This window comes from Campylobacter concisus, from assembly GCF_003048375.1.
Taxonomy (GTDB): domain Bacteria; phylum Campylobacterota; class Campylobacteria; order Campylobacterales; family Campylobacteraceae; genus Campylobacter_A; species Campylobacter_A concisus_T.
The window spans coordinates 1,348,559-1,373,895 of the sequence record NZ_CP021642.1 but is presented as its reverse complement, the minus strand read 5'-3'; the positions used below and the strand labels follow the sequence as shown (position 1 = coordinate 1,373,895).

Here is a 25,337-nt window from a genome sequence, read left to right as displayed (position 1 = left end):
AAAGAAATTGGATTATACATTTTAAATATTTAAACTAAGTTTAAAAATCTACAAGAAGCTTTTGTTTTTAAGAAATTTAAATATAAAACTATAAATTTTTAGCCCGACAAAGTTAAATTTAATGCACCAAATCTACCACACTTACATCTTTATCTATTTCGATAAAAAATGTTTGTGCGCTTGCTCCGCTGCCGTATGTGCCTTTATAGACTTGATTTACAGCGTGGCCGCTAGCATCTACGTCTACTTGGTTGTGCGTATCGCCTGAAACGCTATGTTTTAAATTTAGTGCTGCTACTTCGCTGTCTGTTGCTTGTGTAAAGATAGTGCCTTTGCCATCTAGTGCTACTTTGTCATTGCTATCGCCTTTGATCTTTAGCACGGTATTTATGCTTTTTAGCCCACCATCTGTTACTTGTGAGTCTATGATATCAAGCACACTTTTAGCATCTAGCCCTATCGAGACTGCCTGCGTGCTGTTGCTACCAAGCTGTAAATTTTCAAAGCTTTTTAGTTTATCATTTAGATCAACAACTTTGCTAAGATCGACATTTTCAGTAAATATGAGCGTATCTACGCCGCCTTTTGCGTCTATCTTGTTGCCTTCGTAGGTAAAGGTATTGTTTTGATCATCTCCTTCGTGAGTGATCTTGATATTTTTATCTATCTCAACGAAAAATGTTTTTGTGCTAGTTCCATCGGTGTACGTGCCCTTATAGACGTGATTTACTGCATGGTCTATTTTAAGTATCGTAGTATTTCCGCTGGCATCATTTATTACGTTTTTATGATCATGATATGTTTTACTGCCGCTATCAGCTGTGACTTCTACTTTGTTAAATTCATCTCCTATAGCTTGACTATGTTTCCAGTTAAGCATAGTTACTTCTTTATCAGTAGCTAGTTCAAATTTATTATTTCCATCACTTATTAGCTTCACGCCATCTTCATCATCGCCTGAGATTTTTAAGACAGTATTCATACTTTGTGTATCTTGTATCTTTTTTCTGCCACTTCCTGAACCAATGGTTATGGTGGTCTCTTTTGAGTCTATGATATCAAGAACGTTTTTAGTATTTAGTGATATTGAGACAGCTTGGGTTTCAGTACCTAGTTGTAAACGCTCAAAACTTTTTAAAGTATCATTTAAATTACTTACTTTTTCTAGTTTTGTATCTTCAACAAATATCAGTTTGTCTACGCCACCTTTTGCGTCTATGCTCTTACCATTGTAGATAAAGACATCATTTAGATTACTTCCTTCAAGAGTATTTGTATTGTGTTTTAAATGCATTACTCTATTAAAATCATCTGGGTCATTTCCATAACCATTTAGTGCTTTTCTATAGCCATTTGCATCAGCACTACTAACGTATCCTTTATCTTCCAAAGCTTTTATATAGCTATTACTAAAAAGATGTGTGCCACTTCCTTGCGAGCCAATATTTTTATAGTCAGCATTTGTATATATAGGATTTTTATGTTTTCTTATCTGTATATCGAGATCCACATCTGTTCTTTGATCTATATAGTCGATATTTAGCTTGTAAAAGCCTTTTTTTAAAGTTATGTAATATGGGGGTGCTAAGCTAGTATCACCCACTTTATTAACTTCTGTTGTAGACCAAAGTGTATTGCCAGAGCCATCTTCTGGTTGTCCTCTCCACCATGGCGCATCTATTTTATATTTTCCAAGCTCCATATGTACATAGTCTTGAAAGTGGTCCGCCCTTACGTGATACTCACCATCTTCTTGTATATATATCCATCCACTCATATGCATGATAAGGTCTGTTCCTACAGTCTCAGCTTCTAGCAAGGTGTAGTTACCTGAGTGATTTACATTGTAGTGGGTGCCAGTGTGGTCTGTATCGCTTGCCATAGGGGAGTGTCCTACTCTTGCCATATCATTTGTGTTTAACTCTCCCGCTGATGGTCTAGTCCAGCTTAATTTATAATCTTTTCCTCCCCTAAAGGAGACTTCATCAAAGGTAGTAGTAGCGCTAGCACCTGCCCACTCCATCCACTCTTTATAGTGATGCTTTACATAAAATAAATTTGCACTATCTACTGGCAAAAATGGTCCAGGATACATAAATTTATTTATAAATTCTTTATTAGTACAATCATAAAACCACATATCAACATCAAGCCCTTTGTTTGCCACCATAGTCACGGTTTGAACGGCTAAATTTCCAGCATCATCTAGTCTTTCAACGATGTAGTTTTTGCTACCAGTATTTTGCGCTACGTTAAAGCTTCCAGAGTAGCTTAAATTTCTATCAAGTGTCAGTGTAGTCTTCTCAGATGTCTCAGCATCTATGACCTCTACATCTTTTGATTTTTCATCGTGCGGATTGTTTGCAGCTTCGCCTTTGCCACTAAAATTTATAGCGTAGTTGCCAGAGCCGTTTTTTATATTATCAAAGTCAGATTCTATTAGCTTGTCAGGCTTTGAGTCAAGATCGACCGTGATAGTTAGGTTATCATCTCTTTGAGGCACGCCGTCAGTTCCCACATAAGTGGCGTCTATGATATGGTGTGTTCTATCTAGCTTTTTGCCAGCTTTTTCAAAGTCTGCTATGACGGTGTTATTCTCGATCTTGGCTATAAAGCTATCACTTATATTTGCGTTTTCGTCTTTTATCTCTATTAGCACGTAGCCCTTGCCATCACTTGTGGTGTCAGGCTTATTTATACCAAATTTAATGTATGGCTGTTCGTCATTTGTAAGAGCGATGTTGTAGTTTATCTTTTGGGTCGAATTTGACTCATACTGGCTTGTCGAGATGATGTGTTCGTAGTCCTCTTCATTTAGGTATTTTGCAGAGTGGATATCGGCATTATCTATCTTTGTAACAAGTTTTACATCGTCTATATAGTCAAGCACTCCAAAGGCAAATAGCCTGCCGCTTGATGTGCCTGATATCGCACTCCCGTCATCTTTTATAAGGGTCGCATCGACCAAGGTCGGACGCTTGCTACTTACCGTCACGTCTGCTATGGTGATAGCGCCGTCATTTATCACTTTTATATCGCTTGGATCTTTTTTGTTTATCATATGCACGCCATCATCGTCTAGGATGTAGCTCACGGTTGATTGTTTGTTTGTAAGTGGGTTTAGGATGCTTATCTTTAGCTCATCTTTTGGCACCGCGCTACTTGGGAGATAGACCTTTACATCAGAGGTCGTTATAGCTCCAGTGGTGTCGTCTATGAGCCCATCTCCGTCAGCGTCTTTGACAAATTTAGCCACTGGGCTGTCGCTAAATTTTATCTCATTTGTATCGCTTTCGCCTTTGTTGCCAGCCTTGTCCATCATGGTCGTCGTTATGCTTGTGGTTTTGCCATGCTCTATTGGCACTGTGACCTTAAATTTACCATCATTTAGTGGCACTTCATTGTGATCAGGGGCGATTATCTTGCCATTAGTATATGTATAGACCTTGTGCGTTTTACTGCCGTCTGGGTTGGTGACATCGATGGCTATCTTATCGCCTTCTTTTATCACGCTTGGGATTTTTATGGAGGCCTCGGTTTTTGTTGGGTCGCCGTCATTGTATCTGTTTTCTGAAGTATCTATCCTGCCATCTGGTGTTCTATTACTAGAGCCCAAGTCACTATCAAAGCTTATCTTGGCTGATTTTACAGGTGGAGCTACCACGACGCTTGGGGTGGTTTGGCTACTTGTGCCATTTGGTTTTGGTGTGCCATGCTCGTCATTAACCGTTGTATTTATAGATACGCTTGAGCCAGGTGTTACTGGTACGCTTACGCCTGGCACTTCAAATTTACCATTAACTATTGGCACTACTACGCTTGGGTTATTTTTATCATAAACGCTTGTGCCATCGTCGCTTACGACAAATTCTTTTGGCGAGCCACCTATGTTGATAGTGACGCTCTCTTTTGGCTTTATGGTGCGAGGTAAATTTATCTCAACCTTTGAAGTGCCGTCACCTATCTCGTCGCTACTTATTAGCCCATCGCCGTTTTTATCAGCTGTTAGCGTCACTTTGACGGTGTCACTTACATTGCTGCTTGGCGTAGTGCTTGTGGCTGAGACGTTGCCAAATTTATCAACTACGCCAGTTTCTATGCTGCTTCCTGCCGTGATGTTTGCGATGTTTGGCACGCTAAAGCTAACCGCGCCATTTTCATCGGTCGTAAATGTATAGGTGTTGCCGTCCTCGTCAGTTGCTGTGCCATTTTCTTTATCTAGCGTAAATTTCTTCTCAACTGGCGGTTTGCCCGGCTCATTTAGCTTAAACGTGATCTTGTCTCCAGTGCTAAGCTCGTCAGGTACTACAAATTTCATACCGCTAGTTTGCGTGCCACTGCCATATCCTAGCTCGGTCGCATCTATCACGCCGTCGCCATTTTTATCAATATCAAGCGTGGCTGTCACTTTTGAGGTGGCTGGTGTGTCATCTAATTCATAAACAGTTGGCGGCGCGGTAAATGTCTTGCCACCAGTGGTGTATGAGCTTGTCACAGTTGTTTTGCCATGGTTTAAAATTTCAACCCCAGTGATCTCTGCTTTGCCATTTACGATAGGTATAGGAGGCGCTCCAGTAGGCGTGCCAGTGCTATCAACTGGGATTAGCTCGTTTGTGATAGTATTTACTTTGTAGTTGCTAGTTTTGCCACCACCTTTCATATTTGTTTTTATCGTGATGATGTCGCCATTTTTGGCAATATCTGGGATATCAACGCTTATGCTTGTGATGATCTTTTTGCCATCAGAAGTTTTTGGTAGTGAGTTTAGCTGTGCTCCTCCAAGAAAGCCCTTTTTCTCGCCAGTATCGCTTGTGAGGTTGAAATTTAGCACGATGTTTGGCTCTGGTTGTGAGTTTATAGTGCTTTTAGCACTATAAAATGCCCCTTTTATAGTCTCGCCAACTGGCCATTTAAGCTCGTCATGCCTAGCTTCAAGAGCGCGCAAACCAGTGTAGAAGTCGTAGATATTTGAGTAGTGACCACCTAGTTCAAATTTGATGCCACCACTGCCAGCAGAGGCGAAGTAGTGCGGTGATGAGTCGTGAGAAGATGGCTCTTGATGGGAGATTTGATCATCGTCATTTGCGTGTTCTTTGTGATTTTCAAGGATGTTTGCATTTTTTGGGATGACTAGCTCGCCTTTGTGCTCAGCAAAGACATTTATTGTGTGAAATACCGAGCTAAAGCCGACATAAGCCTTTTCGCCGTCATCAAAAACAATGGTAAGGTTCGAGTTTTCACTCGTTTTTATATCATCACCAAGGTAAATTTCATCGCCTTTGTGCAGCACCCTCATAGTGCCATCCCTGCTTATGGCAATGGCTTCACCTTTGATCTTTTTGATAACGCCGATCCTTATGGCGTCAAAATTTGGCATTTTTTCATCCCTGTAAAATATGTGTATTGTAATATCGGAAAATCTCTTAAAATTTATATAGTTTGGTGGCTTTTTGGGATGAGGTTTTTAGCTCTTGTAAATTTACTACATCACCTCGACTTGCACGTTTTTATCTATCTCGACAAAAAATGTCTGTCCAGCGTTGTTTTCACCTTTATAGACTTGATTGACCGCTTCGCCCCCAACTTCATCGAGTTTGTTATAATCAGCTCCGATGACACTATGCTTTGCATTTAGCGCAGCTACCTCGGCGCTTGTGGCTTTTATGAAATTTCCAACGAGCTGCACCACGTCGTCGCTGTCACCTGAAATTTTAAGGATGGTATTAAGGCTTACTTTGCCATCAGGCCCCTCGGTAGGGTTGGAGTCTATCATGTCGCTTATGTTTTGCCCGTTTAGTTTTAGCTTTACAGCCTTTTTGTCATCAAGCTCGATTCGCTCAAAGCTCTCAAGGCGCTTATCTAGCTCACTTATCTTTGTTAGATCCACATTTTGGGTAAAAAGTAGCGTGTCGATGCCGCCTTTTGCGTCGATATCGTGTGAGTTAAAGATAAATTTGTCATCATCGTTGCTACCAACGTCTTTAGTGCCTTCAAATTTTAGGTCATATTTCTCATTAAAGTCACTTGCATTGCTACCAAATATAGTGCCATCAGGCTTATTTGCTGCCTTATAAAATGTATCGCTCTGCTTTGTTACAAGGTGATTTTGAGCAAGAGCCTCCATATAGGCGTTGCTGACTAGTTTTATGTTAGGGTCATTTGAAATAATTCTACTAAAAGTGCTATCTGGATGCACTCTAAACATATAACTGTATCTTTCATCGGATACTTCTATATGTACTTTATAAAAGCCATAATCATTTGTTAAATTTAGGCTACTTGTACTTTCGCTTTGTGAGGCTCTGTCTTCATCTATGCCACCATTTCTAGTTGCTGCTGCAAATGGCTGCCATGAAATTTCTCTACCATCAAATTCAAACTTAATACTCTGCCTTTGTTGCTTTATCTCATAATAAAACTTGTCGATAGCACTACGATTTTTTATAAATATCCAGCCATCCATGCTGACCATTACTCCATCTGCAGTGATTTTGGACTCGAATAATTTATAGTGACCATTTTTATTGGGTGGCTCAACATATAGGTCAAAACCTCTATCAATTCTATCTTTGGTGTAATTTACATTTGGATCTCGTCCTATCCTAGCAAGCTCGATGTCTGATGGAGTGCGGCTACGTACTTTTACATTTAGGACTTCTGATGAAAAAGGTGGCATGTATTGATTACCAGTTGCATAACGCAAGTCATTAAATGTACTTGTCGCACTTACGTGATGGCTTGCACTCCACTCTTTTAGTATGCTTTTGCTATTATGCTCTATATCATAATAATCAAGCCCTCGCTCATGGTTTCTAGCTGAGTCATAAAGCCATATATCTGCGTCTAGTCCTCTGTTTGTGACCTTTAACACATTTATGGTATCTATAAATGGCTCTTCTTTTGGCTCTGCAGTGGCGCTACCTTTTTCTACCTGCGTGCTTGAAGCGCCTGAGACGCTTTTTAGCTGGGCTAACTGGGTGCTACTTACGTTTGGCTCTAAAGATCTGTGTTGGTTGTAAATTTGATGGATATTTGCGCTATGTCCGCTTGTGACAAAGCTCGCCGCACTTAAAGATATGCCCTCGCTTGCGCCAAAGCCGTTAGAGTGATCGTCCTTTTCTTCTGCTGGTTTTGTTGAAATTTTTAAAATTTCATCTAAATTTATGCTTTGATGAGCGCTTAAATTTACCTGCTCGCCATCTTCTAAAGTGATCTTGGCGTCTAAATTTTTAGTAAAAATTTTCTGATCAGCGTAAATCTCATCGCCATCTTTTAGCATTTTTATGCTTCCATCTTGGCTTATGACGTAAATTTCACCCTGAATGTCTTTTATGATCAGCTTTTTTTCTTTCATATCTTTCCTTATTGTATTCTAAGCCATATCGGATAAATTTATAAAACATATATAGCTAAATTATTATTTTTTGGGATTTTAGTGAAAGATACTATGTGATATCGTTGCTTCAGATCAAAAAAGCCTATAAATTTATGAAAGAAACAGGGCTCTAAATATTTATAAATTTAAATTTCTCTCAAAACGGCGTTATGGCTTTAAAACAAAGTTAAATTTAGCCACAAGTAAAAACCAAAAAGACACTAAATTCAGTGTCTTTTATCGCTATCTTTCGCCAAGCTTCCCGCATGCATCAGCGCGGCACCTATTGCAGTGCGTCATCTGGTCTATATCGCTAGATATCGATCTTCTTATGCGGTGGATCTCCTCGGTTGAAGGGGACTTTAAATTTTCAAAAGGGGTGTCATGCACCGGTATCATCGCCATGCAGTTCATTATGTCAGCTCCCCACTGCTTTGCCTTTGCCGAGATGCTTTGGACGTGGTCTATATTGACCCCAGGGATGACTACGGTGTTTATCTTTACTAGCATGCCAGCCTCTTTTAGCTTGCGGATGCCCTCGTCCTGGCGCGCTAGCAGTATCCTAGCAGCCTCTTCGCCGTAGTAGTTTTTACCCTCGTATCTCACCCACGAATAGACCTTCGAGCCAACATCTGGTGTCACGGCATTAACAGTCACTGTCACGTGGGTCACGCCAAGGTGCACGATCTCATCCACATGCTCAGGCAGCGCTAGGCCATTAGTCGAGAGGCAGAGCAGGGCGTTTGGGAAGTGGGACTTGCACTTTTCAAAGGTCGCTAGCGTCTTGTCAGCGTCGCACATCGGATCGCCAGGTCCAGCGATGCCGATGACTGAGATGTCTTGTCTAAATTTAAAGAGCTTTTCTAAAAATTTCACCGATTCATCTGGTGTTTGCACCTTTGCAGTTACGCCAGGGCGATTTTCATTAGCGCAGTCATATATGCGGTTGCAGAAGTTGCACTGGATGTTGCAGTGAGGGGCAACTGGCAGATGCACGCGTCCGTAGCTAGCGGAGGCCTTTTTGTTAAAGCATGGGTGGTTATCTAGATCAGCTTTGGTGCGAAAGATCATTAGCTCTTTTTCCTTCCAAATTTAATGGCATTTGCATGGCAGACATTTAGGCAGTCTCCGCAGTTTGTGCAGTTTATCTCGTCAGGTCTTGTCCCCATCTCGCACTTACGCAAGCACGCGTCGCAGTCGTCACAGGCACTTGTTTTATAGACGCGAAATATCGAAAATTTACGCAAAATTTCAAGTACGCCACCTGATGGGCAGACGAAACGGCACCAAAGGTTGGCTATGATTAGCGAGGCTAGCATGACTGAGATGATGATCACCGTGCGAGTGACCCACTCCCACTCGCCAAAGCGAAGTGACAAAGTAACGGCAGTTAGGTACTCATCGCTCGTTCTTATAGGTATCATCATGCGTGGATTGCCCCAGACGAAATAGACCCAAAGGCTGATTGCTATGGCAATTAGCATGCCTATTTGAGCGATTATTAGCTTTTTACTGCGAATTTTTAGCTTGAAAAAGGCAAATTTACCAAGCATTTGATTGACAAAGCCAGCTGGACAGACCCAGCCACAAAATGCCCTACCAAAGAGGATGACAAGCGCTGGGATAAATAGCCAAAATCCAAAAAACAGCGATGTGATCCGCCCCCAACAGGTGATGATAGGGCAGTTTTGGCAATTTACAAATGGCACTACAAAAGGGCATCTAAAAATGCCATAATACGCCCATTGTCCGATGCCTGCTATAAAGATGAGCTGCACTAGGCGCCTTATCTTTGTTGTGGGGGAGTTTTTGCTTTTCTTTTTTAAATTTACGTTGCCGCATGCACTGCTATTAGAGCATGCGCTATTACAGCTACTACACATCTTTTACACCAAACCTTTCTATAAGCTCTAGCCCACGCGCTGAATAAATGGAGGTAAAGCCATGTTTTTCAAAAATTTCTTGCCCTTCGGTACCGCAAACAAAGTCTGCAAAGTCATTTGCTAGCCTTTCATCTTTTACATATTTCATTATATTTAGTGTAAAAGTGAGCGGTCCAGGCGGGATGAGCTTTTCATCGATGGGCATATACTCGATCTTATCTTTAAACCTATCATGCGTTGTTAGGCGCTTTTCGATGATCGAGGCATCGCCCTTGCCATCAACTAGCTCGCACATCATATTTATGACGCATGATCCGTTTGCGACCATGTTTTTCATCACCGCATCGGTTAGGTTTGAGTTTTTTAATATCCCTTTGACTGGACCACTGCCAGGGGGCGATGATCTAAGAGGCAGCATCACTCTAACTCCTGGCTCAGCAAGGTCCTTTAAGTCGCGAATGCCTGCTGGGTTGCCTTTTGGCACGACTAGGACGTAGTCAGTAAAGCATAGCGGTCTAAAATGAAGGCTAAGACCAGCTTTGCGAAGTTTTTTAGAAAGCTCTAAAACCCTTGCTCCAAAGAGCTCGGTCGTGCTTTGAAGTGCTAAAAGCGACTTGCCAAGAGCGCCAGCAAAGGCGCCGGTGTATTGGATGTTGTGCCCTGTTCTTGACTCGTAAATGGCATTTAGCTCATTAAATGCTTCAGAAAGGCCTCCACATGACCAAACCTGAAGCGAGTCAGATTTAAATGGCGTAAAGCCAGCCAGCATCGTTTGTGGCGTGGCAGTAGCAGCTGTGGCTAAAGCACCTTTTAAAAAGCCACGGCGTGATATACCGGTTTGTTTTAATTCCACGAAATCTCCTTTTGGGATTTAAGAAATGTAAATTTGATATTTTCGGCACGCGAAACTTGTGAAATTTGACTTTTGAAATTTGCAAAAATGGTAGTTGAAGGTAAATTTATGCAAATGTAAATTGCGACCGCAATCTAAATTTGAGTGATTATAGCCAAATGCTAGCTTAAAAATCGAGATAAATTTAAAAAACGCAGGGGTAAATTTGCTAAAGTAAATTTATTATTTAAAAAATAATTAAGATTTTAATCGTCGATTTGATGTATTATTTTAGAAATAATATAAAAATGTATTGTCAGTTTTTATCTTTTTTGTTATACTTCACTCATAAAATTATTAGTATTATTTTTAGAATAATACAGAAAGGAGCATCTTAAAATGATAAAAATAAGCGACATATCTGAGATAAAAACCGGTCTAGTTTTAAACCGCAAAAAGGCGGACAAAAACATAGATGAGAAATTTCGCTATAAAGTAGTCTCGCTAAAGTCCTTTAACGAAAATGCACTCTTTGATGACACATTTGCCGATGAGTTTATATCAAACGAGCAAATAAGCGAGGAGTATAAAGTAAGTCATGGTGATGTTTTACTGCGACTTAGAGAGCCGAATTTCGCCGTTTATATAGACAAAGATTATGACGATCTTATCTATTCGTCTTTGATGGTTCGCATAAGGGTTAAAAGCGACATATTTGATCCGCGTTTTGTGGCGCATTATCTAAATAGTAATGCCGTTAAAAGAGCCCTTGCGCCAGATGTTTCAGGCACTACAATAGCGATGATAGGTGTTGCAAGCATAAATAACATAAAAATACCAACCATAAATTTGCAAACCCAAAACAAGATAGTAAAATACCTAAATTTAGCTCGCGAGGAGAGCGAAATTTTGCAAAATTTAGCAGCCCAAAAGCAAAAATACCACAAAAGTATATTTGAAAATTTAATAAAAGAGGAGAACTAAGATGCAAAAGACCACACAAGATGCCACAAATAACGTCGTTTGGAAGGCTTGCGACACATTTCGCGGCACGATGGACGGAAGCGATTATAAAGACTATGTCTTAACGATGCTTTTTGTTAAGTATCTATCTGATTTTTATAAAGAAAAGCTTGAATTGCTTAAAGCCGAATATGGCGATAAGAGTGATAGGATCGAAGCAAAGCTAAAGAAAGAGAAATTTAAGCTTGATGAGAGTTGCACCTTTGAGTATCTTTTGGCGCACAAAGAAGCGGTAAATTTAGGCGAGATAATGAACAAAACTCTAGAAAAGATCGAAGAAGACAATAAAGATAAGCTTGAGGGTATCTTTAGAAGCATCGATTTTAATAACAAAAACAAGCTCGGCGATACAAAAGAGAGAAACGCTATCTTGAAAAATTTGCTTGAAGACTTTAGTGACGCTAGGCTAGATCTTCGCCCTTCTATGCTTGAGGGCAACGACATAATAGGCGACGCATATGAGTATCTTATAGCTTACTTTGCAAGTGACTCTGGCAAAAAAGGCGGAGAGTTTTACACGCCAAGCGAGGTTTCGACGCTTCTTGCAAAGCTGGTTGAGCCAAAAGAGGGCGATATGATCTACGATCCTACTTGCGGTTCGGGTTCACTTCTTATCAAGGCTTCAAAAGAGATCGGCAGCAAAAATTTCCGCCTTTATGGACAGGAGAAAAACGGACAAACTCACGCACTTTGCAAGATGAATATGTTCTTACACGAGATAAATGACGCCGTGATCGAGTGGGGCGACACGATCAGAAACCCGCTTCATCTACAAGATAACCTCATAAAGACATTTGATATAGTCGTGGCAAATCCCCCTTTTAGCCTAGATAAATGGGGTGCTGACTTTGCCGTGAACGATCCTTTTATGAGATTTGCTAGCTACGCTTTGCCGCCAAAGAGCAAGGGCGACTACGCATTTGTCGTGCACATGATAAAAAGTCTAAACAACAACGGTAAAATGGGCGTCGTGCTTCCGCATGGAGTACTATTTCGCGGGGCAAATGAGGGCAAGATACGCCAAAAGCTGATCGAAGAAAATTTACTAGACGCCGTTATCGGACTACCGGCAAATTTATTTTACGGCACGAGCATCCCTGCTTGCATACTCATTTTTAAGAAAAACCGCGCAAACGAAGATGTGCTATTTATCGATGCTAGCAAAGAATTTGAAAAAGGCAAAAACCAAAACTCACTAACCGAGCAAAATATCAAAAAGATAGTCGCTACCTATAAAAATAGAAGCGAGATAGAAAAATACTCCCACCTAGCAAGCCTTAGTGAGATAAAAGAGAATGACTACAACCTAAACATCCCTCGCTACGTCGATACCTTTGAAGAAGAAGAGCCTGTGGATATCGAGGCTACAAAGGCTGAGATTTCACGCCTAGAAGCCGAGCTAAAAAGCGTTCAAAGCAAGATGAGCGAGTATCTTGCGGAGCTTGGGCTATGAGCGAATTTAAGAATTTACCAAGCGGATGGAAGGTCGTGAAGCTTGGGGAAATTGGTAAAGTGATAAATGGATTGACGTATAGTCCTGATAATGTTTCAAATAATGGATTGTTGGTCTTACGCTCATCAAACATAAATAATAATTCTATTGTTCTTAATAATGATGATGTATATGTAAAAGGCATATCAAAATTTAATAAAACGCTAGAAAATGATATTTTAATTTGCGTGAGAAATGGTAGTAAAAATTTAATTGGTAAAAGTGCATTAATTACAGAAAAATATAAGGATTTAGCATTTGGTGCGTTTATGGCTATTTTTCGAAGCAACTATAATTTATTCTTGATACATATCTTTAAAACAAATACATTTTTTAAACAAGTAAAAAACGATCTTGGGGCAACGATAAATTCAATCAATAATGGTAATTTATTAAATTTTAAAATTCCACTTCCGCCATTGGACGAGCAAGAAAAGATAGCGGAAATTTTATCTACTTGGGATGAGGCTATAAATTTAACTATAAATTTGATAGAAAGCAAAAAGCAGTTTAAAAAAGCTCTTATGCAAAATTTACTCACAGCCAAAATCCGCTTTCTCCAGTTCAAAGATGAGTGGAAAGAAACAAAGCTGGGAAATATAGGTGTATTTAAAACAAGTAGTGTAGATAAGATTATTCAAAAAGATGAATGTATTGTAAATTTAGTAAATTACATGGATGTTTATAGAAATACACATATAAATTCTAATCTTAAACTATCTCAAACATCAGCAAGTAATCGTGAAATAGAAAATTTATCGTTGGCAAAAGGTGATGTTTTATTTACTCCATCATCTGAAACGCCAGACGATATAGGTCATTCAGCGGTTATTTTAAGTGATATGCCAAATACACTATTTAGTTATCACTTGGTTAGATTTAGGTTAGATATAAAAAATGATATTGTTTTTTTAGGATATGTATTTAATCAAGACAAGATATTAAAGCAATTTGCAAGGTTGTCACAAGGCATTACAAGATATACATTGTCAATAAGTGATTTTCAAAATGTTTTTATTAATTTTCCAAATTTAAAAGAGCAACAAAAAATCGCAGAGGTTTTAACGGCTTGCGATGATGAGATAAATTTACTAAAATTAAAGCTTGAAAATTTGAAAAAACAAAAACAAGGCTTGATGCAAAAACTACTAAGCGGAAAGGTAAGGGTAAAATGATAAAACTACTTTTAAATTTATCATCTTTTTCTTGGGCTATTTTGCTTTATGTTTTAGATAAAAAAGTATTTGAAATTAGTTCAGTAAGTTTTTTGATATTTGTTTTGATCTTTATAGGGATAAATTTACTTCCTATAATTGTTTTTAGGCGGTGCAAAATATGTCTGTCCGGGAAACACAATATATCAAAGATATATCCGGCATATAGCGAGTATGTGCCTGCGTTTTTTGCAGTATGTGTTGTGGCATTTAGTCTAAAGCATTATGCAGAGTATGAATTTGTATATTTTATAATTATTGTATGTGTTTTATTTTGGTTATTTTATATGAATAACGTTGGCTATCTCAATCCTACTTTGTTTTTACTTGGGTATGTAATTTATAAAATAGAGACGGATGAGACAGAATCTATCTTAATAATGAGCAGAAAAAGAGAGTATAAAAAAATCAAAAAATTAGAATTTGAAGAGCTTATATCTGTAGATGAGCATACATATTTATATAAAGAAGGAGATTAAATGAAAAGTATAATGGCGTTTAATGGTAAAAATGCATATAAGTTAGAAATGCAAAAAGATAACCTAGACTTAATGAGGGATAATAATCAAAAATTTTTTGATACCTCTCTTCCAAATAGTAATAGTGTCTCTTTTGTGGAAAATATTTTATATAAGCTTGAAGATGAGGAGTGGTTTTATTTAAGCTACTCTGACTCTGAGATTATAGAGGAAATAGTAAAAAGCTTTAATAATTATTTAGATTTAGAAAGCCTAAATAAAGAATATATGAAAAAAGTGAAATTTTTTATGTATTCGGACGAAAATATTATAAATGTTCAAAGAGTATACAATAGTGCAATTTTGAAAACAAGCTCATTTATGAAATTCTTTAACAACTGTGTAGAATATGAATTTCATGAAGATGTAGTCGAAATACGCCAAGATAAAGATTTAATAATAGATGTTTCAAGTAAAAAGGTTTATTTTAAAAAATTTGAAACACTAACTTTGCTTGATAAAAATTTTATGGAATATTATAGAGAAGCAACAAGTAAAGAATTAAAAACATTTAAAGAAAATTTAACAGGCAAAATACCGTTATTCTCTATAAATAATAATTTTAAAATAGGTTCAATAAATAGTAAAAAGATAAAATATATTTTAGACAATAATATGCTAGAAAACTTTGTTGGAAAAGATAAAGAGCTAAAAAAGTATATAAAAAAATTTCCTGTAATATTGAATGATTTTAAAGTAAATTCAAGATTCTCTAATCTCGCTATAGATACCGATACAAAACTAAAACATATAGTCAATATTTTACAAGAGTGCTACACAATTACGGAAATAACAAAGAAAACAAGAGTGAATAATTCGTATAAAGAGCTAAAATAGATAAAGGACGCCAAATGACCCCAGATACTTCAGAAAGCAAAATCCAGCAAAATAGCATAAATTTGCTTCAAAGCTTGGGCTATAAATTTGTAAGTAGAGAGGAAAATTTAAAGCTTCGCGGCGGTAAATCAAGCGAGGTTTTGTTTAGGGAAATTTTGACCCAAAAGCTTGGCGAGATAAACGGCTATGAGTATAAGGGCAAGAGGTATAAATTTAGCCAAAGTAGCGTTTAAAAGCGGTCGATGAGCTAGCTGGGGTATCTTTAAACGAAGGGCTAATGGTCGCAAACGAAAGGATCACAAATTTACTCTTGCTTGGCACCAGTTTGGAGGAAAATTTAGAAGATGGGACGAGGAGGAGCTTCTCTTTTAAATTTATAGACTTTGAAAATTTGCAAAACAACGACTTTTACGTAACGGAAGAATTTGAAGTAAGTAGAGTAAGCCAGAGCGATGCACAAAAACACAGAAGGCCTGATCTTGTGCTTTTTATAAACGGCATACCAATAGTCGTGATCGAGCTTAAAAAATCAAGCGTGAGCTTTGAAAACGGCATAAAACAGCTTGAAAAAGAGCAGGGTAAAGATGAGATAACGCACCTTTTTAAATACATCCAGCTAACTATCGCGGCAAACGGCAGTGGAGCAAGATACGGTACTACTGGCACGCCGTTTAAATTTTATAGTGTGTGGAAAGAGCAAGATGAAGCTAAGGTAAAAGAGAGCTTAAAGAGCTTGATAAATGGTAGAGAGGTGAGCGCGCTTGATATGATGCTCTTTGCGCTACTATCTAAAGATAGGCTGCTAAGGCTAGTTAGGCACTATATAGTGTTTGATAAGAAAATGAAAAAGGTTTGCAGATATCAGCAGTTCTTCGCTATCGAAGAGACGCTAAAGAGAGTATCAATGATAAAGGACGGCGTAAGAGCGGGCGGACTCATCTGGCACACGCAAGGAAGCGGCAAGTCGCTCACGATGGTGATGCTAACAAAGCTTTTAAAGCAAATTTATATAAACTCAAAGATCATCGTAGTAACTGACAGGATAGATCTAGACGGGCAGATACATGAGACCTTTGAAAACACGGACGTAAAAGCAGGACGAGCAAGTAGCGGAAGCGATCTGATAGAAAAGCTACAAAGTGGCGTTAGCGTGATAACTACGCTTGTGCATAAATTTGAAAAGGTGAAAAACCAAAAGGTAGTGATAAGAGATAGCGATATATTTGTGCTAGTGGATGAGAGCCACCGCACGCAAGGTGGCGATCTGCATAAGGCTATGAAAAAGGCGTTGCCTCTTGCTTGTTATATAGGATTTACTGGTACGCCGCTTTTAAAGCGTGAGAAAAACAGCTTTGCTAAATTTGGTGGGGAAATTCATAGATATACGATAGATGACGCGGTAAAAGACGGAGCTGTGTTGCCACTACTTTATGAAGGGCGATACGTGGGTCAAGAGGTGCTAGACCCTGAGGGGCTAACTAGGAAATTTGACCTCATATCAAGAGAGCTTGGCGATGAAGCAAAAAGGGACTTGCAGCAAAAGTGGGCGAGGTTTGAGCGTGTGGCATCAAGCGAGCAAAGGCTGGAGCTAATAGCTGTGGATATAAATGAACACATCAAAAAGACTTTGAAAGAAAGTGGCTTTAAGGCGATGCTGGCAACGCAAAGAAAATATGACGCTATAAAATATCATGAGATATTTGAAGAATTTGGAGAGATAAAAAGTGCCTATGTGATATCAAGTAATGAGCACGAGGAGCTTGAGGGCGGGCATAAAGAGTATGTCGCAAAGGCGTGGCAAGATACTATAAGGGGCTACGGCAGCGAGGAAGAGTATCTAAAACATGTGAAGGATGAATTTATTTACGGCGACGAGATAGACCTGCTTATCGTCGTGGATAAACTTTTAACTGGATTTGACGCGCCAAGAGCAAGCACGCTTTATATAGATAAACAGCTAAAAGAGCATAATTTGCTCCAAGCTATAGCTAGAGTAAATAGGCTTTATGACGGAAAAGATTATGGCTACATTATTGATTATAGAGGGCTTTTGGGCGAGCTTGATCAGGCGCTTACTAGCTATGCGTCGCTAAGCGGCTTTGATCCAGAAGATATAACTGGAGCTGTGATAGACGTAAGAAGCGGGATCATAAAGGCTAAGACTTACTATACTCATCTGGATGATCTTTTTAGTAGCGTTAAATTTAAAGATGATTTGGAGAGCTACGTGGCGGTTTTAGAGGACGTGCAAAAACGAGATGACTTTAAAGAGTGGTTATCGCAGTTTGCTAGGGCGTTTAAACTAGCGCTTTCGAGTGAGAAAATTTGCGATATCTTAAGCGACGAGGAGATAAAAGCCTATAAACAAAAGGTTAAATTTTATAACGAGCTAAGAAAGGCTGTGCAGCTAAGGTATCACGAGGCTTGTGACTTTGGCAAATACGAAGCGCAGATGCAAAAGCTGCTCGATACTTACATAAATGCACAAGGGGTCAATGAGCTTACGAAGCTCGTAAATATCTTTGAAACGGAATTTGACGATGAGGTGCAAAGGGTCGAGGGTAAAAACGCAAAGGCTGATACGATCATCAGCGCCGTAAGCGCGGTGGTAAAAGAGAAAATGGACTCAAATCCAGCATTTTATAAATCAATAGCGCAGCAAATACAAGATATCATCGACGAGTATAAAGCAAAAAGGCTAAGCGAGGAAGAAAAACTTACCAAAGCAAAACTACTAAAAGACCTTATAACAGGTGCTTTAAAATCAAATGAAGACAGGTATCCAAAAGAATTTAATGCTAATAAAATTTTGTTTGCTATTTATGATAATTTACTTGATATTTTGGGCGATGTGGGGCTTGCGGATGTCGAGGTGGTAGCTAAAAATTTGAGCTTGAAATTTTATGAAATTTATGAAAAAGCCTCTAAAAAACCAGAATGGCACAAAAATAAAGACGTAGAAAACGAGATAACAAGCCAGATGGAAGACGCTCTTTGGGAGATAGAGGACGAATACGACGTTTCTATCGATGAGAAAGAGAAAATTTACCAAACTATCCGAGGCATAGGGATAAGTTTTTATGCTTGAAGGCGTAAAAATCGTCCGAAAAGACGTAAAAAATATCACTTTAAAAGTTAGACCAAATGGCGAAGCTATCCTAACCGCGCCAAAAACGGCAAGCGATGAGCATATAAAATTTATCATAGAAAAAAGAGCCAAGTGGATAGCGCAAAAGCGCGCGTTTTTTGCCTCGTTTAAGACGCCACAAAAAGAGTACGTAAGCGGCGAGGATTTTAAGTATCTTGGGCGAAGTTATAGGCTTAAAGTGGTACAGTCTAAAGAGGAGCGCGTAAAGCTACAAAGGGGCTATCTAGAGCTCTTTGTAAAAGATAAAAACGACCTAGAGCGAAAAAGAAATTTGGTCTATGAGTGGTATAACGAAAAGGCGACGTTATATTTTTTTAACATCTTGCAAGAGTTTAACAAGATAGTAAAACAAGATATCAAAAGCGTAAAAATAAGGCAGATGAAGACGAGATGGGGGAGTTGCAATCCATATAAATCATATATAAATTTAAACATAGAGCTTATCAAAAAGCCAAGAGCGTGCATCGAGTATGTTGTATTCCACGAGCTAGTGCATCTTCTCCATCCTGATCACTCAAAGAAATTTTATGACTATCTAACGCTTTATATGCCTGACTGGCAAAAACGCAAGGAAATTTTAGAGAGAGCTTAAAAATTTAGCTTAAATTTTGGAATATTTAAATTTTGCATTTTTAAATTTTGAAAAATATTTTAAAACTTAAATAAAAAACGACGAAAATTTTTGATCTTGTGATGTTAGTGAAATAGGTGGTGGGTTCACCAGGACTCGAACCTGGGACCATCCGGTTATGAGCCGGATGCTCTAACCAACTGAGCTATGAACCCACAGTTGAAAGAAAATCGTATTATACAAGAAAAAGCTTATCTAAATATAAAAATAGCCTTTTTAATATGGCGTATAAAAACGAGCAAATTTAAAAAGAAAAAGCCCTAAAATAGGGCTTATAAATTATTTATAATTTTTTATCGCAGCGTCTAAAATCTCTTTTGCAGCGTTTGCGTCTTTAAATTCTTTCACTTTAACCCATTTGTTTGGCTCAAGAATTTTATAAGTTTCAAAGAAATTTTTGATCTTATTTAGTGTCGCAGTTGGCAAATCTTCGTAGCTTTTTATCGCCTCATATCTTGGATCGATCTTTGTAACTGGCACAGCCAAAAGCTTCTCATCCATACCTGCTTCATCCTCCATCACCAAAACGCCTATTAAACGGCAAGGGATGACGCTACCAGCTTGGAGTGGATACTCGTTTAGCACCAAAATATCAGCTGGATCGCCGTCAGCTGCTAGTGTGTTTGGCACAAAGCCGTAGTTTGCTGGGTAGAACATCGCTGAGTAAAGCACGCGATCAACTACGACTGCACCGCTATCTTTGTCGATCTCGTATTTGATATTTGAGCCATAAGGTATTTCGATTACGGCATTAATTTTGTCTGGGTTTGAGCCAAATTTTATCTTTGAAACGTCCATATATTTGTCCTTTTTATTAGAAATTTTCGTGATTTTAGTATTTTTTGCATTAAATACTCGTAAATTTAACTACTTTATAACCTCTACGCTATCTACGTCGATCTTTGTTTTTGTAAGCTCTTTATCCACTTCGCCTCTTATTCTTAAAAGTGTATCCTCGTTAGCTGTTACATTGCCCCACTTGTTATTGTCTATCTCAACAACGATAACGTCACCATTTTTATCAACAAATTCATATTTGTCTGATTTGATGTGTGACTTTATCTTGCCCTCAAATACGACTTTGGCATCGTCATTTAGTTTTAAAGCCTCTTTTACGCTTATAAAATTTTAGCTTTTGTGATTTGAGACAAAGCCTCCAGCCATTGCGATGCTAGCAGCCAGTGAAGCGATGAAGATTTTTTTTCATTTTTATCCTTTTTGAAGGTTGTTAAATTTAAAGGATATTACATTTTTGGTGTTAATAAATGGTAAGTTTTAAAACCTTGCACCTTTTGATGCAAGGTCTGTGAATTATATGAGTTTAGCTAGTAAATTTTTGATGTCAGCTACGATCTCGTCGATGCCACGCTCGCCATTTACTACGTGAAGTAGCTCTTTTTCGCTGTAAAATTTGCGGATAGGTTTGATCGGATCAAGATAGACTTTCATGCGGTTGTTAAAGACTTCGTTATTGTCGTCAGCACCTCTTGCACGGCCAAGCACTCTAGCTCTTGCCACATCTTCGCTAACATCCACTTCGATGACACCTTTTAGAGAAATTTCATCTTGCTCGCTTAAGACTTTGTCAAGCTCGGTCATTTGCTCAACGCTTCTTGGATAGCCGTCGATTATGATGTTTGATTTATTTGAGCTTTTGATAGCTGAGACGATCGCATTTACGACAACGTCAAGTGGGACCAAATTTCCTTTTGAGATAAAGCCATCTATCAGCTTGCCAAGCTCGCTACCACTTGCGACTTCAGCTCTTAAAAGATCGCCAGTTGAAAAGTGAGCAAATTTCTCATCATGCTGTGCGATGATAGATGCGTCTGTTGTTTTGCCGCTGCCTGGAGCGCCGATGATTAAAAATAAATTTTTCATTTTTTCCCTTTTTTATATTTTTTGAGCGCCTTTGAATGAGTTTGAAAATTTCACCCTGCAGCAGACTATATGTCTAGCTTTGGGATGAAATTTTCTACACAACATCCAAATTCATCTCAAAAATTTAAATTTTTAAAATAACTCAAATTTAGACATCTAAAAGTCTAAATTTATTGCAAAAATTTAAGCCTTTTGCTCTTTTTCTCTTATCCTTAGTCCTAGCTCCCTAAGCTGTTCGTTGCTAGCGTAGCTTGGTGCCTTTGTGAGTGGGCACTGAGCGCGCTGCGTTTTAGGGAAGGCTATGACGTCGCGGATCGAGCTTGCTTTATTTACAAGCATATTTAGCCTGTCAAAGCCGATCGCGATACCGCCATGTGGAGGCGCACCAAATGTCAAAGCATCAAGCAAGAAGCCAAATTTCTCACGCTGCTCTGCTTCATCTATGCCAAGAAGCTTAAATACTTTTTGCTGGATGTCATTTTTATGAATTCTTATACTTCCGCCACCAAGCTCAAAGCCGTTTAGTACGACGTCGTGAGCGATAGAGAGGATGTCCTCAAGATCAGGCTCGTCAATATTTTTTGGCATAGTAAATGGGTGGTGCATCGCAGAGTAGCTGCCATCGTCATTTTGCTCAAACATTGGGAAGTCAAGTACCCATAAGAACTCAAGTCTATCTTGATCGATGATGCCCATTTGCTCTGCTAGGAAAATTCTAAATCTTCCCATATAATCAAGCACGATCTTTTTCTTGCCAGCGCCGAAAAATACGACGTCGCCAACCTTTAGCTCACATCTTGAGACGATCTCGTCAAGATCGCTTTGCTCGAAAAATTTGCAAAGTGGGCCTTTTAAACCATCTTTTTTCATCTGGAAGTAGCCAAGACCTTGTGCGCCAAATTTACGTACAAATTCCTCAAATCTATTCATCTCGCGCTTACTAAAGATATTGTCGCCATTTGGCACTTTTAGCGCTTTTATGCGGTTTTTCTTCTTATCTTTTGCGATTCCGCTAAAAATTTCATTGCTTGAGCGCTCAAAAATATCGATCACATCGATCATTTTTAGATCATATCTAAGATCAGGCTTGTCTGAGCCGTAAGTCTCGGTCGCCTCTTTGTAGCTCATACGTCTAAATGGCGTTTTGATATCGTGTCCGCAGGCTTTAAAGATATCTTTTAGCATCGTCTCAGCCATATTTATGATATCTTCTTGCTCGACAAAGCTCATTTCGATATCTATTTGAGTAAATTCTGGTTGGCGATCAGCCCTTAAGTCCTCGTCGCGGAAGCATTTTGCTATCTGAAAATACTTATCAAAGCCAGAACACATCAAAAGCTGTTTAAATAGCTGCGGGCTTTGTGGAAGCGCGTAAAACTGGCCCGGATATACACGGCTTGGCACTAGGTAGTCTCTTGCGCCTTCTGGAGTTGCGCGTGTTAAAACTGGAGTTTCAAACTCGATAAAGCCCATTTTATCTAGGCTGTTTCTAGCTGCGATCGCCGCACGAGAACGCATTTTAAAGATATTTTGCAAGCGCTCGCTTCTAAGGTCTAAAAAACGGTATTTTAGCCTGATGTCCTCATTTACGCTCTCATCGCCTATCATAAATGGTAGTGGCTCGCTTGGATTTTCGATGATGAGCTCGCTTACTATCACCTCTATCTCACCAGTTTTTAGCTTTGGATTGGTTAGTCCTTCGCCTCTAGCTCTTACTTTTCCTTTTGCTTTTAAGACATATTCATCTCTTACTTTTGCAGCCACGTCGTGTGCTTCTTTGCTGTCAGCAGGGTCACAAACTAGTTGTATAAGCCCGCTAACGTCTCTTAAGTCGATGAAAACAACGCCACCGTGGTCTCTATATGTGTTTGCCCAGCCACAAAGTATTACTTCTTTGCCGATATCAGCTTTGCTAAGATCGGTGCAATAATGACTTCGCATAAAATGCTCCTTTGCAATGTTTTTTAGGCAATTATAATCGCTTTTTTCTTTTGAAAAGCTTTGTTAAAATAAAATATGTTACAATCATTTCTATGAAAAATGAACAAAAATTTAATACTACAAACGCCAAAAAAGTGGGACTTATCGCTAAAGATTATCCATTATTTAAGCAGGATTTAGCAAAGCTAGAAAAAATTTTAAAAAAGTATAACGCAGAAATTTTGCTTGAAAAAAGCTGTGCAAAGCAGGTAGAAAAAAGTGGCTTTGAGCTGATAAAACTAGCCAAAGAGTGCGAATTTCTTATCACGCTTGGCGGCGATGGCACGATCATATCAACTTGCAGAAAGCTAGCTCACATCTCGCCACTCATCCTAGGCATACATGCTGGCAGGCTCGGCTTTTTGACAGATATCACGATAAATGAGAGCGAGAAGTTTTTTAAAGACTTTTTTGATGATAAATTTGAGGTAGAAACGCCTTTTATGCTTGATGTTACGCTTCATAAAAATGATGGCAAAACTGAGAAAAAGATAGCGTTTAACGACGCGGTCATCGTTAGTAAAAATGGTGGCTCTATGACGCATATCGAGGCACTTTTAAATGAAAAGTATTTTAACTCATATTACGGGGACGGCGTCATAGTGGCAACTCCAGCAGGAACTACGGCATATAATATGAGCGCAAATGGCCCTATCATCTATCCACTAAGCGAGGTCTTTGCGCTAACTCCCATCTGCTCGCACTCGCTCACGCAGCGTCCAGTCGTGCTTACGAAAAATCACACGGTCAAATTTAGAACAAATAGCGACGCCATTTTAGTCATAGACGGACAAGACCGCTTTGATATGAGTAAAATTTCAGCCGTTAGCATGAGTCTAAGTGACAAAAAAGCGAGGCTGATACGCCATATTGGCAGGGATTATTTTCAAATTTTAAAAGAGAAACTTCACTGGGGTTATAATGATTGATCGAATTTTGATTAAGGATTATCTAAATTTTAAAAATATTGAGCTAAATTTCAAAGAGGGTCTTAGCGTATTTACGGGCGTCAGTGGTGCTGGCAAGTCGGTGCTGATGAGCGCGATAATGGCTGTTTTTGGGCTAAAAGATAGCGAGGCAAGGCTGATAGAAGCTGACGTGGAGCATAAATTTGAGCTTGATGAGTTTGGCATAGAAAACGAAGAGCTCAATATTTTTAAGCTTTTAAAAGATAAGAGCACGAGGTATTTTATAAATCAACAAGCCATCTCAAAGAAAAATTTAGCCCAAGTGGCGCGCGAGCATATCAAATATCTCTCGGCAAAAGAGGCGAATGAATTTGAAAATGAGAAATTTCTAAATTTGCTTGATAGGCTTGAAATTTCAAAAAATGAGAAATTTAAAGAGATAAAGCAGGAATTTGAAGAGGTGTTTTTGGAATTTTCTAAAATTTCAAAAGAGCTAGCCACTATAAAAGAGGAAGAGAAAAAGGTCGAGGAGCTAAAGGAGCTTGCTAGCTTTGAGATCGAGAAGATAAGAAGCGTCGGGCCTAAAAAAGGCGAGTTTGAAGAGCTTATGGAGACTAAAAAAAGGCTTAGTAAAAAAGACAAGATAAATGAGGCGTGGGCTAGGGCTGAGCGGATATTTGAGCTAGAGCACAGCGTAAATGAGGCGCTAAGTATCAGCGACCTTGACAACGGCTTTTTTGAAGATGCGATGAATGAGCTAAGGGTCGCAAGAGATAGCCTAAATATGGAGGAGCTTGACGATATCGACGTGGAGAGCGTGCTTGATAGGATAGAGGCTCTTAATGCCATCATTAGAAGATACGGCAGCGAAGAAGAGGCGTTAGAAGCGCTTTCTAAAAAAGAAAAAGAGCTTGCCAGATATGAAAATTTAAGCTTTGAAAAGAGCGAGCTAGAGAAGAAATTTGAAATTTTAAGCAAAAAGGCAAATGAGCTGGCTGGCACTTTAAGCAAGGCAAGGGGCGTGAATTTAAAAGAGCTTGAGGCGATGATAAATTTATACCTAAAAGAGCTTTATATGCCAGATATTACGCTGAGTATTGAGGCTAAAAAGCTTGATATCTTGGGAGTTGATGAAATTTGTTTAAATTTAAACGAGACCTCGCTTAAAAATTTAAGCTCAGGCGAGCTAAACCGCTTAAGGCTGGCTTTTATAGCTGCCTCTAGTGAGATCACAAAAACTGGCGGTGATGTCATCATTTTAGACGAAATAGATGCAAATTTAAGTGGAAAAGAGGCGATGAGTATCGCAAATGTCTTGCTTAAGCTTGCAAATTTCTATCAAATTTTTGCCATTTCGCACCAGCCTCAGCTTAGCTCAAAAGCAAATTCGCACTTTTTAGTAGAGCGTCACGGCGAGAGCTCAGTCGTAAGAGAGCTTGACAAAGAGGAGCGTGTAAATGAGCTTGCACGTATGATAAGTGGCGAGCATATCAGCGAAGAGGCGATAAATTTTGCAAAAGGACTTTTAAAATAGCTTGAAATTTAAGTTTTAAATTTAAGCTTTGTGATTAGGTTTATTTGTTAAAATCCGAGCTAGTTTAATAAAAAATCGCAG

At 38.8% G+C, this 25,337-nt stretch carries 19 protein-coding genes and 1 tRNA gene; 10 read left to right on the top strand and 10 right to left on the bottom strand.

Annotated features, from left to right (window positions below; translation table 11 throughout):
* Window positions 1-118: 118 nt before the first annotated feature.
* From CCS77_RS06830 to CCS77_RS06810, 5 genes are all read right to left on the bottom strand, one after another.
* On the bottom strand, window positions 119-5,377 hold the full coding sequence (locus CCS77_RS06830; protein ID WP_107916949.1) for a hypothetical protein: 5,259 nt from the start codon (window positions 5,375-5,377) through the stop codon (window positions 119-121).
* A gap of 105 nt (window positions 5,378-5,482) precedes the next feature.
* Window positions 5,483-7,354, bottom strand: coding sequence for a hypothetical protein (locus CCS77_RS06825; protein WP_107916948.1), 1,872 nt, complete (start codon window positions 7,352-7,354; stop codon window positions 5,483-5,485).
* A gap of 264 nt (window positions 7,355-7,618) precedes the next feature.
* Window positions 7,619-8,446, bottom strand: coding sequence for a nitrogenase cofactor biosynthesis protein NifB (nifB, locus tag CCS77_RS06820; protein ID WP_107916947.1), 828 nt, complete (start codon window positions 8,444-8,446; stop codon window positions 7,619-7,621).
* On the bottom strand, window positions 8,446-9,258 hold the full coding sequence (locus CCS77_RS06815; RefSeq protein ID WP_103614097.1) for a 4Fe-4S binding protein: 813 nt from the start codon (window positions 9,256-9,258) through the stop codon (window positions 8,446-8,448). The genes nifB and CCS77_RS06815 overlap by 1 nt, the downstream gene beginning before the upstream one ends.
* Complete coding sequence (locus CCS77_RS06810; RefSeq protein WP_107708987.1) at window positions 9,251-10,111, bottom strand: substrate-binding domain-containing protein; 861 nt, start codon at window positions 10,109-10,111, stop codon at window positions 9,251-9,253. Before CCS77_RS06810 ends, CCS77_RS06815 begins: the two co-directional genes overlap by 8 nt.
* A 378-nt stretch (window positions 10,112-10,489) precedes the next feature.
* Here CCS77_RS06810 and CCS77_RS06805 point away from each other — a divergent pair, with 378 nt between their 5' ends.
* The 8 genes from CCS77_RS06805 to CCS77_RS06775 are packed head-to-tail and all read left to right on the top strand — an operon-like array spanning window position 10,490 to window position 18,914.
* Window positions 10,490-11,074: a restriction endonuclease subunit S gene (locus tag CCS77_RS06805; protein ID WP_107916946.1), complete on the top strand. Its 585-nt coding sequence runs from the start codon at window positions 10,490-10,492 to the stop codon at window positions 11,072-11,074.
* Window position 11,075: 1 nt separating this feature from the next.
* Complete coding sequence (locus CCS77_RS06800; RefSeq protein ID WP_107916945.1) at window positions 11,076-12,566, top strand: type I restriction-modification system subunit M; 1,491 nt, start codon at window positions 11,076-11,078, stop codon at window positions 12,564-12,566.
* On the top strand, window positions 12,563-13,780 hold the full coding sequence (locus CCS77_RS06795) for a restriction endonuclease subunit S (protein ID WP_107916944.1): 1,218 nt from the start codon (window positions 12,563-12,565) through the stop codon (window positions 13,778-13,780). Before CCS77_RS06800 ends, CCS77_RS06795 begins: the two co-directional genes overlap by 4 nt.
* On the top strand, window positions 13,777-14,298 hold the full coding sequence (locus CCS77_RS06790; RefSeq protein WP_021086446.1) for a hypothetical protein: 522 nt from the start codon (window positions 13,777-13,779) through the stop codon (window positions 14,296-14,298). Before CCS77_RS06795 ends, CCS77_RS06790 begins: the two co-directional genes overlap by 4 nt.
* Window positions 14,299-15,174, top strand: coding sequence for a hypothetical protein (locus CCS77_RS06785; protein ID WP_107916943.1), 876 nt, complete (start codon window positions 14,299-14,301; stop codon window positions 15,172-15,174).
* Window positions 15,175-15,188: 14 nt separating this feature from the next.
* The gene (locus CCS77_RS10670) at window positions 15,189-15,407 is read left to right on the top strand and encodes a hypothetical protein (RefSeq protein WP_236635254.1); all 219 of its coding nucleotides are present in this window, start codon (window positions 15,189-15,191) and stop codon (window positions 15,405-15,407) included.
* Window positions 15,408-15,451: 44 nt separating this feature from the next.
* Entirely contained in the window at window positions 15,452-18,262 is a 2,811-nt protein-coding gene (locus CCS77_RS06780) for a type I restriction endonuclease subunit R (protein ID WP_236635253.1), read from the top strand.
* Window positions 18,255-18,914, top strand: a complete 660-nt coding sequence (locus CCS77_RS06775) for a M48 family metallopeptidase (RefSeq protein WP_107916942.1) — start codon at window positions 18,255-18,257, stop codon at window positions 18,912-18,914. The genes CCS77_RS06780 and CCS77_RS06775 overlap by 8 nt, the downstream gene beginning before the upstream one ends.
* Before the next feature lie 117 nt (window positions 18,915-19,031).
* Here the strand turns inward: CCS77_RS06775 and CCS77_RS06770 are convergent.
* The 5 genes from CCS77_RS06770 to aspS all read right to left on the bottom strand — a co-directional run bounded on the left by CCS77_RS06770 (window position 19,032) and on the right by aspS (window position 22,775).
* A tRNA-Ile gene (locus tag CCS77_RS06770) sits at window positions 19,032-19,108 on the bottom strand.
* Between the two features lie 124 nt (window positions 19,109-19,232).
* A complete protein-coding gene (gene ppa, locus CCS77_RS06765; RefSeq protein WP_009294194.1) occupies window positions 19,233-19,751 on the bottom strand; it encodes an inorganic diphosphatase in 519 nt (172 codons plus the stop codon).
* Between the two features lie 69 nt (window positions 19,752-19,820).
* A complete protein-coding gene (locus CCS77_RS06760) occupies window positions 19,821-20,075 on the bottom strand; it encodes a NirD/YgiW/YdeI family stress tolerance protein (protein ID WP_343287517.1) in 255 nt (84 codons plus the stop codon).
* A 189-nt stretch (window positions 20,076-20,264) separates the two neighbouring features.
* Complete coding sequence (locus CCS77_RS06755; protein ID WP_004317610.1) at window positions 20,265-20,834, bottom strand: adenylate kinase; 570 nt, start codon at window positions 20,832-20,834, stop codon at window positions 20,265-20,267.
* Window positions 20,835-21,017: 183 nt separating this feature from the next.
* Window positions 21,018-22,775 carry an aspartate--tRNA ligase gene (gene aspS / locus CCS77_RS06750; protein WP_107916941.1) on the bottom strand — a complete coding sequence of 586 codons (1,758 nt, stop codon included), beginning with the start codon at window positions 22,773-22,775 and terminating at the stop codon, window positions 21,018-21,020.
* A 92-nt stretch (window positions 22,776-22,867) separates the two neighbouring features.
* On the opposite strand from aspS, the gene CCS77_RS06745 reads away from it, so the two are divergent.
* The gene (locus CCS77_RS06745) at window positions 22,868-23,743 is read left to right on the top strand and encodes an NAD(+) kinase (protein ID WP_103633355.1); all 876 of its coding nucleotides are present in this window, start codon (window positions 22,868-22,870) and stop codon (window positions 23,741-23,743) included.
* Entirely contained in the window at window positions 23,736-25,256 is a 1,521-nt protein-coding gene (locus CCS77_RS06740; RefSeq protein ID WP_201741703.1) for an AAA family ATPase, read from the top strand. Before CCS77_RS06745 ends, CCS77_RS06740 begins: the two co-directional genes overlap by 8 nt.
* The last annotated feature ends 81 nt before the right edge of the window (window positions 25,257-25,337 follow it).

What these genes read in the sequence shown, in the direction of transcription:
- CCS77_RS06755 (WP_004317610.1), bottom strand. Translation starts at nt 20,834, where the DNA reads ATGAAAAATTTATTTTTAATCATCGGCGCTCCAGGCAGCGGCAAAACA.
- CCS77_RS06775 (WP_107916942.1), top strand. Translation starts at nt 18,255, where the DNA reads ATGCTTGAAGGCGTAAAAATCGTCCGAAAAGACGTAAAAAATATCACT.
- CCS77_RS06745 (WP_103633355.1), top strand. Translation starts at nt 22,868, where the DNA reads ATGAAAAATGAACAAAAATTTAATACTACAAACGCCAAAAAAGTGGGA.
- CCS77_RS06790 (WP_021086446.1), top strand. Translation starts at nt 13,777, where the DNA reads ATGATAAAACTACTTTTAAATTTATCATCTTTTTCTTGGGCTATTTTG.
- CCS77_RS06795 (WP_107916944.1), top strand. Translation starts at nt 12,563, where the DNA reads ATGAGCGAATTTAAGAATTTACCAAGCGGATGGAAGGTCGTGAAGCTT.
- CCS77_RS06800 (WP_107916945.1), top strand. Translation starts at nt 11,076, where the DNA reads ATGCAAAAGACCACACAAGATGCCACAAATAACGTCGTTTGGAAGGCT.
- CCS77_RS06830 (WP_107916949.1), bottom strand. Translation starts at nt 5,377, where the DNA reads ATGCCAAATTTTGACGCCATAAGGATCGGCGTTATCAAAAAGATCAAA.
- CCS77_RS10670 (WP_236635254.1), top strand. Translation starts at nt 15,189, where the DNA reads ATGACCCCAGATACTTCAGAAAGCAAAATCCAGCAAAATAGCATAAAT.
- CCS77_RS06805 (WP_107916946.1), top strand. Translation starts at nt 10,490, where the DNA reads ATGATAAAAATAAGCGACATATCTGAGATAAAAACCGGTCTAGTTTTA.
- CCS77_RS06825 (WP_107916948.1), bottom strand. Translation starts at nt 7,354, where the DNA reads ATGAAAGAAAAAAAGCTGATCATAAAAGACATTCAGGGTGAAATTTAC.
- CCS77_RS06740 (WP_201741703.1), top strand. Translation starts at nt 23,736, where the DNA reads ATGATTGATCGAATTTTGATTAAGGATTATCTAAATTTTAAAAATATT.
- CCS77_RS06785 (WP_107916943.1), top strand. Translation starts at nt 14,299, where the DNA reads ATGAAAAGTATAATGGCGTTTAATGGTAAAAATGCATATAAGTTAGAA.
- aspS (WP_107916941.1), bottom strand. Translation starts at nt 22,775, where the DNA reads ATGCGAAGTCATTATTGCACCGATCTTAGCAAAGCTGATATCGGCAAA.
- nifB (WP_107916947.1), bottom strand. Translation starts at nt 8,446, where the DNA reads ATGATCTTTCGCACCAAAGCTGATCTAGATAACCACCCATGCTTTAAC.
- ppa (WP_009294194.1), bottom strand. Translation starts at nt 19,751, where the DNA reads ATGGACGTTTCAAAGATAAAATTTGGCTCAAACCCAGACAAAATTAAT.
- CCS77_RS06780 (WP_236635253.1), top strand. Translation starts at nt 15,452, where the DNA reads ATGGTCGCAAACGAAAGGATCACAAATTTACTCTTGCTTGGCACCAGT.
- CCS77_RS06815 (WP_103614097.1), bottom strand. Translation starts at nt 9,258, where the DNA reads ATGTGTAGTAGCTGTAATAGCGCATGCTCTAATAGCAGTGCATGCGGC.